This is a genomic window from Nocardia sp. NPDC059177, from assembly GCF_042755165.1.
Taxonomy (GTDB): Bacteria; Actinomycetota; Actinomycetes; order Mycobacteriales; family Mycobacteriaceae; genus Nocardia.
In genome coordinates, this window is record NZ_JBHZBX010000014.1 from 140,971 (window position 1) to 154,318 (window position 13,348).

General features: G+C 69.3%; 16 protein-coding genes. 10 read left to right on the forward strand and 6 right to left on the reverse strand.

Annotated elements, in window-relative coordinates:
• Window positions 1–61: 61 nt before the first annotated feature.
• Window positions 62–1,264 (reverse strand): M20 family metallopeptidase, encoded by a 1,203-nt coding sequence (locus ACFXK0_RS19050; protein WP_379411779.1) that lies wholly within the window; start codon window positions 1,262–1,264, stop codon window positions 62–64.
• A gap of 49 nt (window positions 1,265–1,313) precedes the next feature.
• On the reverse strand, window positions 1,314–2,015 hold the full coding sequence (locus tag ACFXK0_RS19055; protein ID WP_379411780.1) for an enoyl-CoA hydratase-related protein: 702 nt from the start codon (window positions 2,013–2,015) through the stop codon (window positions 1,314–1,316).
• Window positions 2,016–2,250: 235 nt separating this feature from the next.
• Between ACFXK0_RS19055 and ACFXK0_RS19060 the strand changes: the two genes are divergently transcribed.
• Genes ACFXK0_RS19060 through ACFXK0_RS19070 form a run of 3 tightly spaced genes read left to right on the forward strand, consistent with a single transcriptional unit; the run spans window position 2,251 to window position 4,760 of the window.
• Window positions 2,251–3,030, forward strand: a complete 780-nt coding sequence (locus ACFXK0_RS19060) for a purine-nucleoside phosphorylase (protein WP_379411782.1) — start codon at window positions 2,251–2,253, stop codon at window positions 3,028–3,030.
• Window positions 3,031–4,539, forward strand: a complete 1,509-nt coding sequence (locus tag ACFXK0_RS19065) for a phospho-sugar mutase (RefSeq protein WP_379411783.1) — start codon at window positions 3,031–3,033, stop codon at window positions 4,537–4,539.
• Window positions 4,536–4,760 carry a hypothetical protein gene (locus ACFXK0_RS19070; protein ID WP_379411785.1) on the forward strand — a complete coding sequence of 75 codons (225 nt, stop codon included), beginning with the start codon at window positions 4,536–4,538 and terminating at the stop codon, window positions 4,758–4,760. The genes ACFXK0_RS19065 and ACFXK0_RS19070 overlap by 4 nt, the downstream gene beginning before the upstream one ends.
• 1 nt (window position 4,761) lies before the next feature.
• On the opposite strand, the gene upp is transcribed toward ACFXK0_RS19070, so the two are convergent.
• Window positions 4,762–5,385 (reverse strand): uracil phosphoribosyltransferase, encoded by a 624-nt coding sequence (gene upp / locus ACFXK0_RS19075; protein WP_379411786.1) that lies wholly within the window; start codon window positions 5,383–5,385, stop codon window positions 4,762–4,764.
• 142 nt (window positions 5,386–5,527) lie between these two features.
• Here upp and ACFXK0_RS19080 point away from each other — a divergent pair, with 142 nt between their 5' ends.
• The 5 genes from ACFXK0_RS19080 to ACFXK0_RS19100 are packed head-to-tail and all read left to right on the forward strand — an operon-like array spanning window position 5,528 to window position 8,952.
• Window positions 5,528–5,857, forward strand: a complete 330-nt coding sequence (locus ACFXK0_RS19080) for a hypothetical protein (protein WP_379411788.1) — start codon at window positions 5,528–5,530, stop codon at window positions 5,855–5,857.
• A complete protein-coding gene (locus tag ACFXK0_RS19085) occupies window positions 5,854–6,993 on the forward strand; it encodes a C40 family peptidase (protein ID WP_379411789.1) in 1,140 nt (379 codons plus the stop codon). The genes ACFXK0_RS19080 and ACFXK0_RS19085 overlap by 4 nt, the downstream gene beginning before the upstream one ends.
• 11 nt (window positions 6,994–7,004) lie before the next feature.
• Complete coding sequence (locus ACFXK0_RS19090) at window positions 7,005–7,343, forward strand: hypothetical protein (RefSeq protein WP_379411791.1); 339 nt, start codon at window positions 7,005–7,007, stop codon at window positions 7,341–7,343.
• A complete protein-coding gene (locus ACFXK0_RS19095; RefSeq protein WP_379411792.1) occupies window positions 7,340–7,693 on the forward strand; it encodes a YbaB/EbfC family nucleoid-associated protein in 354 nt (117 codons plus the stop codon). The genes ACFXK0_RS19090 and ACFXK0_RS19095 overlap by 4 nt, the downstream gene beginning before the upstream one ends.
• Before the next feature lie 20 nt (window positions 7,694–7,713).
• Window positions 7,714–8,952 carry a primosomal protein gene (locus tag ACFXK0_RS19100; RefSeq protein WP_379411794.1) on the forward strand — a complete coding sequence of 413 codons (1,239 nt, stop codon included), beginning with the start codon at window positions 7,714–7,716 and terminating at the stop codon, window positions 8,950–8,952.
• A 50-nt stretch (window positions 8,953–9,002) separates the two neighbouring features.
• On the opposite strand, the gene ACFXK0_RS19105 is transcribed toward ACFXK0_RS19100, so the two are convergent.
• From ACFXK0_RS19105 to ACFXK0_RS19115, 3 genes are all read right to left on the reverse strand, one after another.
• Entirely contained in the window at window positions 9,003–10,100 is a 1,098-nt protein-coding gene (locus ACFXK0_RS19105) for an adenosine deaminase (RefSeq protein WP_379411795.1), read from the reverse strand.
• 274 nt (window positions 10,101–10,374) lie between these two features.
• Complete coding sequence (locus tag ACFXK0_RS19110; RefSeq protein WP_379411797.1) at window positions 10,375–11,661, reverse strand: thymidine phosphorylase; 1,287 nt, start codon at window positions 11,659–11,661, stop codon at window positions 10,375–10,377.
• 146 nt (window positions 11,662–11,807) lie between these two features.
• Window positions 11,808–12,215: a cytidine deaminase gene (locus tag ACFXK0_RS19115; protein WP_379411798.1), complete on the reverse strand. Its 408-nt coding sequence runs from the start codon at window positions 12,213–12,215 to the stop codon at window positions 11,808–11,810.
• Window positions 12,216–12,506: 291 nt separating this feature from the next.
• Here ACFXK0_RS19115 and sdhC point away from each other — a divergent pair, with 291 nt between their 5' ends.
• Together sdhC and ACFXK0_RS19125 are read left to right on the forward strand one after the other, a co-directional pair.
• Window positions 12,507–12,911: a succinate dehydrogenase, cytochrome b556 subunit gene (sdhC, locus tag ACFXK0_RS19120; protein ID WP_379303389.1), complete on the forward strand. Its 405-nt coding sequence runs from the start codon at window positions 12,507–12,509 to the stop codon at window positions 12,909–12,911.
• Between the two features lies 1 nt (window position 12,912).
• A complete protein-coding gene (locus ACFXK0_RS19125; RefSeq protein ID WP_379411800.1) occupies window positions 12,913–13,347 on the forward strand; it encodes a succinate dehydrogenase hydrophobic membrane anchor subunit in 435 nt (144 codons plus the stop codon).
• Window position 13,348 lies beyond the last annotated feature (1 nt).

Here is a 13,348-nt window from a genome sequence, read left to right on the forward strand (position 1 = left end):
GTCAGGCCCACCGATAGTGCGTCCTCGCCTGCGTGGGTGGTGCCCGGATGGCCGGAGATGCTCACCGAATGTCCTCCTGTCGTTCGACCAGAGTTTGCAACAACCTGTCCCTGTGTACTTCATCGCGTGCCGTCGCGACAGCGGTACGCGCGAGCGCGAGCGCGCCGTCGAGGACCGCACGGTCGGCCGAGGCGTTCACCGCGGCGGCGGCGAAGTCCGGCTGATGGGTGACCGCGCCACCGGCGTCGATGCCGATCACCGGGTGGATGCCGGGGATGACATTGGTGACGTTGCCCATGTCGGTGCTCCCGAGCGGCCGTGCGCCCTCGAGCTCGGGTGCGATCGGCATCCGTCCCAGGCCGGTGATCTGCGCGCGGTAGAGCGCCGACAGCATCGGATCGGGGGTGAGCTCGGTGTAGGTGGGCGCGAGCGTCCGTATGTCGTGAGTGCAGCCGGTTGCCAGGGCGCCCGCTTCGAAACACGCTTTCGCCCGGCGCATCAGGTCGTCGAGGGAGGCGGAATCGGTCGCACGGAGGTAGTACAGCAATTCCGCGCGGCCGGGCACGATGTTGGGGGCTACGCCACCGTCGGCGACTATACCGTGCAGTTGCTGGCCGGGCCGCAGGTGCTGGCGCAGCAAGCCGAGAGCAACCTGAGTGACGGTGACCGCGTCGCCGGCGTTGCGGCCCATTTCGGGCGCGGCGCTGGCGTGGGCCTCGCGGCCGTGGAAGGTGATCGCCAGGTCGGCCAGCGCCAGCGAGCGCGCGCCGACGATGTCGCTGGGGCCGGGGTGCACCATCATCGCCAGCGCGAGGTCGTCGAAGGCGCCCGCGTCCAGCATGAGCACCTTGCCGCCGCCGCTCTCCTCGGCCGGGGTGCCGAGCACGACGACGGTCAGGCCCAGGTCATCGGCGACTTCGGCCAGGCCGAGTGCGGCGCCGACGGCGGCCGCGGCGATGATGTTGTGCCCGCAGGCGTGCCCGATCTCGGGCAGCGCGTCGTATTCGGCGCAGATGCCGACGGTGAGCGCGCCGCTGCCGTAGACGGCGCGAAAAGCGGTCGGCAGTCCGGCGACGCCGGTGGTGATGTCGAATCCCCGCTCGGTCAGCGGGGCCAGGATCTTGGCGACGCTGCGCGTTTCGGCGAAGGCCAGTTCCGGTTCGGCATGAATCGCGTGCGAGAGCCCGATCAGCTCGGCCGAGGCCGCGAGGATCGCGGTATCGGATGCGGTGGCCGAGAATTCGCCGGTGCGCGAGGGTGCCATACCAACCAGTCTCGCATCAGTCCTGGTTCCGGGCGCACCGGCGAGCGGCTCAGTTGCCGAAGGGCAGGTTCTCCGGGGTGACCGGGGTGGCCAGCGCGGCCAGGGTCTCCGCGTGCAGCGCGGCCTTGATGATCGGGGTGATCGGCTTGCGCAGGCTGGTGAGCGCGGCGGCGCGCGCGATGGCGGCAGGCAGCACCTGCTCGGCGTCGGCCTTGGCGTCGACGATGCCGGCGGCGATGGCCTCGTCGGCGGCGTAGCGGTGCCCGGTGGTCATCGCCTGCACGCACACCTGGTTGCTCAGGCGGCCCTTGAGCAGCCCGTTCATGCCGACGGTGAAGGGCATGCCCAGGTGCACCTCGGGCAGCGACCAGAAGCCGCGGTCACCGCGCATCACCCGGAAGTCGTGCGAGGTGGCCAGCATGGCGCCCGCGCCGAAGGCGTGGCCGTTGATGGCGGCGACGGTGGGCAGCGGGAAGGTCAGCAGGCGGGTGTAGAGGGTGTGCACCCGGTCGAGGTAACCGTGGATCTTGTCCAGGTTGCCGAAGACCCAGTCGGTGTCGAGGCCGTTGCTGTAGTACTTGCCGGTCGCGACCGTGACCAGCGCGGCGGCACCCTCGGCGGCCTCGACCTCGTCGAGCGCGGCGTGGAAGGCCTCGATCCAGTCCGGCGAGAAACGGTTCTCGTTGTCGGTCTCCCCCTCGTTCCCGAGGTACAGGACGAACACATCACCAGAGCGCTCCAAATACGGCATGCAGGGAAGAATAAACCGCAGCTGAACCCCTACCTACTCGCGGGTAGGCGCGACCGCCGATGTCGCCGACCACCACCCCCGACCCCGAGGAGGGGCGGCCGCGCAGCGGCCGGTTCGCGGCCGGGTCGCCGGTCAGGTGCCGCGGCGTAGGCGACGAAGGAGCAAGCCGCGGTGCCTGACCGGCGGCCCTGGCGGGGCCGCGAACACGCGGCGCCCGCGCCGCTAATATCACAGCATGCTTGCCGAACAGGCCGCTCAGGCGATTGCCGAACGTACGGGAGTGCCGCGTCATCGCGTGGCCGTGGTGCTGGGATCGGGGTGGCAGGAGGCAGCCGCCGAGATCGGCGCGCCGCACACCTCGATCGCCATGCCGGAGTTACCCGGCTTCGGCCGACCCAGCGCGCAGGGCCACGGCGGCATGGTGCATTCGGTCTCGGTGAACGACACCGACGTACTGCTGCTGATGGGCCGCCAGCATCTCTACGAGGGGTACACCCCGCAGCAGGTGGTGCATCCGGTGACGGCCGCGATCGCCGCGGGCGCCGAGATCGTGCTGCTCACCAATGCCGCGGGCGGGATCCGGCCCGGCCTGCAGGTGGGTGAGCCGCTGCTGATCGCCGACCATCTCAATCTCACCGCGCGTACCCCGCTGGAAGGCGCGCGGTTCGTCGACCTGGTCGACGCCTGGGATCCCGGTCTGCGGGCGCTGGCCAGGGAGATCGACCCCAGCCTGCGCGAGGGCGTCTACGCGGGCCTGACCGGGCCGCAGTACGAGACGCCCGCCGAGATCCGCATGCTGGCCACCCTCGGCGCCGACCTGGTCGGCATGTCGACGGTGCTCGAGGCGATCGAGGCGCGCTCGCGCGGGGCCAGGGTGCTCGGCATCTCGCTGGTCACCAACCTCGCCGCTGGCGTGACCGGTCAGCCCCTCTCGCACGCCGAGGTACTGGCCGAGGGGCAGGCCGCCGCGCCCCGGTTGGGCAAGTTGCTGCGCGGCATTCTGGAGCGGGTGTAGATGCTGCGCTTCGGGACGGCGGGCCTGCGCGGACCGCTGCGGGACGGTCCGGACGGGATGAACGTGGGCACGGTGTCGCGGGCGACGGCCGGGCTGGCGGACTGGCTGCGCGGGCGGTGTCTGGGTGGCGGCGCGGTCGTGGTCGGGCGCGACGCCCGGCACGGGTCGGCCGAGTTCGCCACCGCGACGGCCGAGATCTTCACCGCCGCCGGCTTCCCGGTGACGCTGCTGCCCGAACCGGTGCCGACCCCGGTGGTGGCGTTCGCGGTGCGCGAACTCGGCGCGGTGGCCGGGGTGCAGATCACCGCCTCGCACAATCCGCCCGCCGACAACGGCTACAAGGTGTACCTGGACGGCGGTTCGCAGCTCATCGCGCCCGCCGACACCGAGATCGAGCAGTGCATCGAGCAGGTCGGCGAACCGATCGAGCGGGCGGCGGTGGCACCGTCGGGCGCCGAACTCGTCGACCGGTATCTGGCCAGGATCGCCGCCCTGCCCCGGCTGCTCGGCGGATCGGGTGAGCGGGCCGACGTCCGGATCGCGCTGACCGCGCTGCACGGCGTCGGCGGCGAGCTCGCGGTGCGCGCGCTGGCGGCGGCCGGGTTCGCCGATGTGCACGTCGTCGAGGAGCAGTACGCTCCCGACCCCGACTTCCCCACCGTCGCCTTCCCCAACCCGGAGGAACCCGGGGCCGCCGATCTGCTGCTGGCCCTGGCCGCGAAGGTCGACGCCGATCTCGCGATCGCCCTTGACCCCGACGCGGACCGCTGCGCCCTCGGCGTGCCCGGCCCCGGCGGCTGGCGGATGCTGCGCGGCGACGAGACCGGGGTGCTGCTGGCCGATTACGTGCTGCGCTCGCGGCCCGCCGATCCGCTGGTGGCGACCACGCTGGTGTCTTCACGGCTGCTGTCGAAGCTCGCGCGGGCGCGCTCGGCCCGCTACGCCGAGACACTGACCGGCTTCAAATGGCTGGCCAGGGCGGGCGATGGCCTGGTGTACGCCTACGAGGAGGCGATCGGTCACTGCGTCGACCCGGCCAGGGTCCGCGACAAGGACGGCATCTCGGCCGCGGTGGCCGCCGCCGACCTGGTCGCCCTGCTGACCGCCGAGGAGGGCTCGCTGCTGAGCGAACTCGACTCCTACGCGGTCGAATTCGGGCTGCACACCGGCGACCAGGTGTCGCTGCGCCTGCCCGACCAGGCCGCGGCATCGGCGCTGACCGCGGCCCTGCGCGCCGACCCACCCAGCGAAATCGCCGGTACCCCGGTGAAATTCACCGACCAGTCCCTGGTCCGCGGCCGGATGCGCACCGATGCGCTGATCTTCGAGGCCGAGGACTTCCGCATCGTCGTCCGGCCATCGGGCACCGAACCGAAACTCAAGTGCTATCTCGAGGTCGTCACCCCGGTCGCCGACGCCGCCGCCCTGCCCGCCGCGAGGGCCGCGGCCACCGCGCGGCTGCGCGCGCTCGCGGACTACTGCCGCGGCCTCGATACAGTCACCGGGTGACGGCACGACACTGCACCCACTGCGGCGGTACCGACCTACGGCTCGGTCTGCTCGAGGACACCGGCCAGCAGGCGAACGGCGAAAGCCGCTGGCTGGAAGGCCCGTTCGAGATCGGTTTCTTCGGCGGCAGGCGCCGCTCCCGCAAGACCGCGCGGGCGGTCGACGCCTACCGCTGCGCGGCGTGTGACCACCTCGAACTCTTCCTCGGCGCGGCGGACTAGGTCAGCGCGGGCCGAACTGGCGGTCGCCCGCGTCGCCGAGACCGGGCACGATGTAGGCGTTCTCGTTGAGTTTCTCGTCGATCGCGGCGGTGACCAGGCGCACCGGGTGGCCCGAATCGGCGAGGGCGGCAACACCTTCCGGGGCGGCGACCACGCAGACGGCGGTGATGTCGGTGGCGCCGCGGGCGGCCAGCAGGTCGAGGGTGTGCAGCATCGAGCCGCCGGTGGCGAGCATCGGGTCGAGGACGAAGACGGGCAGGCCGGCCAGGTCATCGGGCAGCGATTCCAGGTAGGGCACCGGCTGGTGGGTCTGCTCGTCGCGAGCGATCCCGACGAAACCGACGCGGGCCTGCGGCACCAGATCGGCGGCCGCGTAGACCATGCCGAGGCCGGCGCGCAGCACCGGGACCAGCAGCGGCGGGGCCGCCAGCCGGACGCCCTGGGTGGTCGCGACCGGCGTTTCGATCGGGGACCGCACGACGGGCGCGTCGCGCAGCACTTCGTACATCAGGATGCCGGTGAGGTCGGCCAATGCGTTGCGGAAGGTGGCGTTGTCGGTGCGGGCGTCGCGCAGGGTACTGAGCAGCGTCGCGGCGAGTGGGTGGTCGACAGTGTCGGTGCGCATGAAAAAACGATAGGGTCGCCAGGCGCCGCCGTGCGGCTGCTGGGGAAAATTTCGCGGACGTGGGAACCGAATGCGGCGTCGGTGCGTCCAAACTGATGAATGACGTACTCTGCCCGGAAACGTGAGGATTGGGGGAAGTTCGATGCGCAAGATGTCGGCCGATGCCGAGGGCATCATCGCCTACAGTGCGACAGCTGGGGTCATGTCGACGGACCTGGCGACGGCGGCAGCCGGTTCGGCGGCGGCCGCTCCCGGTCTGCTCGGCCCGGTCATGGGCCTGATCGGCGGTGACTTCGTGACCGCCTATTCCGCGGCGCACGCGGGCCACGTCGCCTCCATCGCCCAGCTCTCGGCGGTCATGGCGAGCATGGGCACGGCCACCGCCAGTGCCGCCACCACCCTGGTCGACACCGACCTCAACAACGCCGCCCCGCTCACCTCGGCGGCCGGCGATCTGGGTGCCGACGCATGATCGACCTCACCGGCCTGGCCCAGCCCCTGCTGGATCTGCTGTCGAGCTTCGGCACCGGTGTGCTCGGCACCGGCGGCGCCTCCGACGGCCTGCGCTCGACCTCGACCAACCTCGACCAGATCTATCAGCTCGGCCGCAACAGCATCAACCAGGTGAACTCGGCGTGGGACGGCCAGGCCGTCGACGCGGCCACCTCCAAGGCGCTGCGCGTGCAGACCTCCTCGGCGCTGCTGTCGGACAACGGCAACGAGATGGCGACCGTGGTCGACCAGGCCGCGGCCTACGTCGAGACCGGGCAGAAGGATCTCGACACCATCGTCAACTCCTTCCTCGCCGACGTCTCCGCGCTCAGCCCCACCCTCGGCACACCAGCCGGCCTGACCGCGGTGGTCGCCTCCGCGATCGAGCACATCGGCGAGGGCATGGGCGTCGTCGGCCGGGTGCAGGACGAGCTGGGCACCCAGACCGCCGCCATCCAGGAACTCACTCCCGCGCCGTCGAGCACCTCACTGGCGAGTGTGTCCAGCGGCGCGACCAACCTCGTGTCCTCGGCGAGCTCGGGCCTGCTGTCCACCGCGGCGAGCACGGGCAGTTCACTACTTAGCACGGTCGGGTCGTCGCTGTCGTCGGTGATGGGCTCGACCACTACCGACGGCTCCAAGACGACCACGCAGGGCACCACCACCAACAACAACGGCACCAAGACCAACACCGGGTCGTCCACCGGGTCCGACGGCACCGGCGTCAAGATCACCCTGCCCGACGGCAGCGTGGTCGAGGCGCCCAACGAGGAAGCCGCCACCGCGGTGCGCGCCGCGATCGGCGCCTGCGGCACCCCGTACGTCTGGGGCGGCAACGACCCCAACTCGGGCATCGACTGCAGCGGCCTGACCAAGTACGCCTACGGCGAGGCGGGCGTCGAACTGCCCCGGCTCGCCCAGGAACAGCACATCGGACATCCTCAGGTTTCCCCCGGTGACCTGCAGCCGGGCGACCTGGCCGTGTGGGACGGCCACGTCGCCATGGTGGTCGGCAACGGGCAGCTCGTCGAGGCCGGCGACCCGGTCTCGATCAGTTCCATCCGAACGGAGAACAGTGGTATGGAGTTCTACGGCTTCTACAGGCCTACCGAATGACCGGCGCGCCGATGCCCGAGGTTCCCAATGTGGAATCGGCGGTCAGCAGCAACCGATCAGGCACCATCTCGGTCCGCGCGACCAGCATGGGCCTGCCGATCGCGATCAAGTTCGAGCGCAGCGAATACCAGTACGGCGCGCAGGCGCTGGCCGATGAGATCCTGCGCCTGACCAAGCGCTCGACCATCGCCGCCGCCGCGCGCCTGCGCGAGGTCTACAGCGAGCAGGCAGGCATCCCCGATCAGCTGCTGGACCGGATGAACCTGCCGACCCGGCGTCAGGCGGTCGAGGAACTCGACCGCATCGACGACGCCGATACCGGTCAGACGAGCTGGATGAGGCCACTGTGAGCGCGGAAATGGACGCCCTGGTCGCCGGGGTGACGGGCAAACTCGAAGCGCTGGAGGCGGCGCTGTACGGGTTGAAGCAGGTCAACGGGCGTTTCACCACCGAGGACGGGCTGGTCACCGCCGAGGTGAACAGCGACGGCGCACTGGTCGCGCTGCGGCTCGACGAGGGCATCACCGCCCTCGCCCCCGCCGAGGCCGCCCAGCTGATCCTGACCGCCTGCAAACAGGCCACCGAGACCGCCGGCGCGCAGCGTTCCAACATCATTGCGACACTGAACGAATCGCTCACCGGAGCCGCCGCACAGCCCGACGGGCAATTAGCACCCGGGCCGGATAGTGCCCGGCGCTGAAGCTCGATAGGCTTCGCGTCATGGCTTCTGGAGACATCGTCCCGATCGAGCTCGGTCTGACCGATGGCGATCTCGTCACCCTGTGGGCACCGCGCTGGCGCGACGGTGACGACGAGTGGGAGGCGTTCCTCGGTCACGAGGACGACCTCTACGGTTTCGAGTCCGTGGCGGAGCTGGCGGCGTTCATCCGCACCAACTCCGACAACGACCTCGTCGACCACCCGTCGTGGGCGGTCATCGCCGGTTTGTCGGCCGCCGAGCTGGAGCCGGAGGAGAACTTCAGTTTCGATCTGGTCGCCGTGCCCGAGCTGGCCGCGGGCGACCCGGACGTCGAGGTCGTCGGCGAGCTCGAAGACACCCTCGCGATGGTGCGCAATATCGGCGAGGTGTGCGAGCTCGACGTGGTGACCGAGTTCTTCGGGAACAACCCGGTGCTCGACACCCTGGCCGGCGGTGTCCGCACCTTCGCCGGGCGCGAGGGCGAAGAGCTGTGGGACCAGGTCGGCGCCGCCATCGTCAAGAGCTGGGACGACGTGCTCGACGCGATCGACGGCGTGGTCACCACCCCCGAGGTCGACGCGGCCGCGGTCGCCGTCGCCGAGGCCGAACTGCTGGCCGCCGAGGAGAACGAGGTCGACGCCGACGACGCCGCCGAGGAGGACGAGGAGTTCGAGAACGTCGACCTCTCCGCCGACGACGAAGACGAAGACGAGTCGTTCTGGCACGAGGTCGGCATCGACCCGGTGAAGATCGTCACCTCCGACGGCGAGCAGTACACCCTGCGCTGCTACCTCGACGACGAGCCGATCTTCCTCGGCGACGGCCGCTCCATCACGGTCTTCGGCTCCGAGCGCGCGCTGGCGCGCTACCTGGCCGACGATCACGAGCACGAGCTGGCCCGGGTCTCCACCTTCGCCGACGTGCAGACCGCCGCGGTCGACGGATCCATCGAGGTCGAGGTCACCGACGAGAACGTCTACGTGCTCACCGGCCTGGTCGACGATCTGGCCACGGGCCCCCAGTCGGTCGATGTCGAACAGCTCGATCTGGCGGTCGAACTGTTCAGCGACGCCGCCGACTACGCCGACGACGACAGCGTGGAACAGGCGCTGGCGCCGTCGAACCCGCTCGGCTGGTACGTCTCCTACCTGCTCAACCCCGACCCGAACCGGATGGCGCCGAACCCGCCCTTCGCCGCGGAAGCCCAGCAGTTCCGTGACCTGCAGAGCGCGTTCGAGGCGCGCTTGGTCAAGGAATAGACCCAGCGACGGCAGGGGCGACGCCGACCGGCGCCGCCCCTGCCGTCGTTTCACCCGAGCAGCACCGCGTAACCCGGCTTGATCACCTCGTCGATGATCTTCAGCCGATCCGGGAACGGGATGAACGCCGACTTCATCGCATTGATGGTGAAACGCTCCAGATCGCTCCAGCCGTAACCGAAGGTGTCGACCAGCTTCAGCATCTCCTGGCTCATGGTGGTGTCGCTCATCAGCCGGTTGTCGGTGTTGACAGTGACCCGGAACCGCAACCGCGCCAGCAGATCGAACGGATGCTTGTCCAGCGAGGGGACCGCGCCGGTCTGCACATTCGACGACGGGCACAACTCCAGCGGCACCCGCGTATCGCGCACATAGTTGGCGACCAGCCCGAGCCGGGCATCCTCGATGGCACCCGGAACACTGATGTCGTCGGTGATCCGCACACCGTGGCCCAGCCGGTCGCAACCACAGAACGCGAGAGCCTCGTGGATCGACGGCAGCCCGAACGCCTCCCCCGCGTGAATCGTGAAGTGCGCGTGATTGGCTCGCAGATACTCGAAGGCATCCAGGTGACGGGTGGGCGGGAACCCGGCCTCGGCACCCGCGATATCGAAACCGCCGACCCCGCGATCACGGAAACGCACCGTCAGCTCGGCGATCTCCCGCGAACGGGCGGCATGGCGCATCGCGGTCAGCAGACACGTCACCCGGATGGCATCGCCGCGCTCGGCCGCGATCGCCTCGCCCTCCCGGAAACCGGCCAGGGTGTGCTCGACGACCTCGTCGAGACTCAGCCCCTTCTCCAGATGCTGCTCGGGCGCGAACCGCACCTCGGCGTAGACCACACCGTCGGCGGCGAGGTCGATCGCGCACTCCCGCGCCACCCGCCGCAACCCCTCAGGGGTCTGCATCACGGCGACGGTGTGGGCGAAGGTCTCCAGATACCGCTCCAGCGAGCCGCTGTCGGCGGCATCGCGGAACCACGCCCCCAAGCTCTGGGCATCCTGGGCGGGTAGTTCGTCGTAGCCGCAGTCAGCGGCGAGTTCCAGCACCGTCGCGGGCCGCAGACCACCGTCGAGGTGATCGTGCAGCAAAGCCTTCGGTGCGCGTCGGATCGAAGCAAGGTCAAGAGCCGCCGGTCCAGTCATGTAAGAACGGTAGCCGGTTCCGCCTCTCCGCGTTTTCTGGCCAGACCAAGTGCCGCGACCGATTCGTTGGCGGCCGGCGGAATCGGAGGGTCGAGTTAGCCCGTACCCGACGAGTTACCCATGTGCTCCCCCGCCTCTCCGCGTCTTCTGGCCAGACCAAGTGCCGCGACCGATTCGTTGGCGGCCGGCGGAATCGGAGGGGTCGAGTTGGCCCGTGCCCGGTGAGTTACCCATGTGCTTGCGAGATCTGTCGGGACGTGGGGGTGGGGGTGGGTCAGTCGATTCGGGCGAGGATCAGGGCGGCTGGGTTCGGTTCGGTGGTTGGGTTGATCGTCAGGGCGTCTTCGAGGGCGGTCAACGCGGTGGGGAAGGCTTCGGGGGTGTCGGTGTGCAGGGTTAGGAGGGGTTGGCCTGCTTGCACGGGGTCGCCTGGTTTGGCGTGCATTTCGATGCCGGCGCCGGCCTGCACGTTCTCGCCCTGGCGGGTGCGGCCTGCGCCGAGGTGCCAGGTGGCGAGGCCGACGGACATGGCGTCGAGGCGGGTGAGGATGCCGGTGGATTCGGCGCGGAGGATCTCGGTGTGGCGGGCTGTCGGCAGGGGGGCGTCGGGGTCGCCGCCCTGGGCCTGGATCATGGCGCGCCAGTGGTCCATGGCGCGGCCGTCGGCCAGGACGTCGGCCGGATCGATGTTCAAGCCCGCCTGGGCGACCATTTCGCGGGCCAGGGTGAGGGTCAGTTCGACGACATCGGCGGGGCCGCCGCCGGCCAGGACCTCGATCGACTCGGCGACCTCGAGTGCGTTGCCGGCGGTGCGGCCGAGCGGGGTGTCCATGGCCGTGAGGAGGGCGACGGTCTTCACCCCGGCGTCGCGGCCGAGTTCCACCATCGCGGTGGCCAGGTCCCGCGCACCGTCGACGGTCTTCATGAACGCTCCCGAACCGACCTTCACGTCCAGGACCAGCGCCGCGGTCCCCTCGGCGATCTTCTTGCTCATGATCGAGCTCGCGATCAGCGGAATCGACTCGACCGTGCCGGTGACATCGCGCAACGCATAAAGCCGCTTGTCGGCGGGAGCCAGGTCGGCGCCCGCCGCGCACACCACCGCGCCGATCGCGGGGTCGGCCAGGATCTCGCGCATGCGCGCCACGCTGACATCGGCGCGCCAGCCGGGAATCGACTCGAGTTTGTCCAGGGTGCCGCCGGTGTGCCCGAGCCCGCGCCCGGACAGCTGGGGCACCGCCGCGCCGCAGGCCGCCACCAGCGGGGCCAGCGGCAAGGTGATCTTGTCGCCGACGCCGCCGGTCGAATGCTTGTCGACGGTGGGGCGGGGCAGGTCGGTGAAGTCCAGCCGGCTGCCCGAGGCGATCATCGCCGCGGTCCACCGCGCGGTCTCGCGCCGGGTCATCCCGCGCCAGAGAATCGCCATGGCCAGCGCCGACATCTGCTCATCGGCGACGATCCCCCGAGTGAACCCGTCCACCACCCAGTCGATCTGCGCGTCGGACAGCTCGCCCCCGTCGCGCTTACCCGTGATAACCGATACCGCGTCCAGTGCCGCCATCCGGCCAGTTTTGCATGCGGATGCCGTCACGGCATGCGGACACCATTGGCCGACCAGCTGTCCCCACGGCTATCGGCACCACCCCGGTTCCCGGCACCGCACGGCATACTTCGCGGTTAACCCGGCGCGCGAGCAGCCCCGGCTCGTTACCTCACCCGCTGACCGGCCGCCAGATCGTCCGGCCCGAACGCGTACGGCAGCAGCTCGCTCAGCGCTTTGGGGCCCGCGACATGAGCGACGAGCAACTCGCCCCCACCATGCTCGAACAGCAGCTGCCGACACCGCCCACACGGCATCAGGATTTCGCCCCGGGAATCGGTCACCGAGACCGCAATGAGCCGTCCCCCACCCGTCGCGAATAAGTTACCGACGAGTACACATTCGGCACACAGCGTTAGTCCATATGAGACATTTTCCACATTGCAACCGCTCACAATTCGGCCGTCCGCCGTGAGAGCAGCCGCGCCGACCGGGAAACCCGAGTACGGCGCATACGCGCCAGCCATTACCTGAATCGCCTTGTCATGCAAGGTATTCCAGTCGATTTCGGACATCGCGAACCTCCAGCCGATCCCGCCGAACGCGTCGACGAACGGACCTTCGCACCAGTATCCGACATCGAGAAAGGTAAACCTAACTCGCTGGATTCGCACGCAACGCGCGGCACGCCGAATTAGTTCCGCGAAACAGAGAGGATTAGAGTCAGCCGAAGATCGGTTCAGGTTCCCGGCGGCGGGCCAGCGCTCGAGAACACAGCGCAGCCACCTGGGCATTTTGCCTCTCCACGCACGTCGGCGTCGGATCTGTGACCGGGTCCATCAACGACGTTGGAGGCACCGCACTCTATGACCACGATAGAAGCTCCGGCTCCGGCCCAGCCGAAGCGGAAGAGCCTGTACCGCGGCGACCCCGGCATGTGGTCGTGGGCGCTGCACCGGATCACCGGTGTCACGCTGTTCTTCTTCCTCTTCGTGCACGTGCTCGACACGGCACTGGTTCGGGTGAACCCCGACACCTACGACCACTCGATCGCGATCTACAAGAACCCCGTGGTCGCGCTGATGGAGATGGGCCTGGTCGTCGCCGTCCTGTTCCACGCGCTCAACGGCGTCCGGGTCATCCTGGTCGACTTCTGGTCGCAGGGCCCCCGTTTCCAGAAGCAGATGCTCTGGATCGTGCTGGCCATCTGGGTCCTGGTCTCTGCCGCCGGCATCGGCCGCCAGTTCTTCTACCTGCTGACGGAGCACTGATATGTCTGCACCTGTCCTCGGCAAGTCCTATGACCGCCCGGCCAGCTTCGACGCACCGCGCTCCCCGCGGGCGAACTCGAACAGCAACTTCGAGAAGTACGCGTGGCTGTTCATGCGCATCTCGGGCCTGTTCCTGATCATCCTGGTGCTCGGCCACATGTTCATCATGCTGATGATCGACGGTGGCGTGAACCGCCTGAACTTCGCGTTCGTGGCAGGCCGCTGGGCCAGCCCGTTCTGGCAGTTCTGGGACCTGTCCATGCTGTGGCTGGCACAGCTGCACGGCGGCAACGGTCTGCGCACCGTCATCGACGACTACGCCCGCAAGGACTCCACCCGGTTCTGGCTCAAGGCCATCCTCGTGGTCTCGATGATCCTCATCGTGAGCGTCGGTACGTACGTCATCTTCACCTTCGACCCCAACATCACCGGTTAGG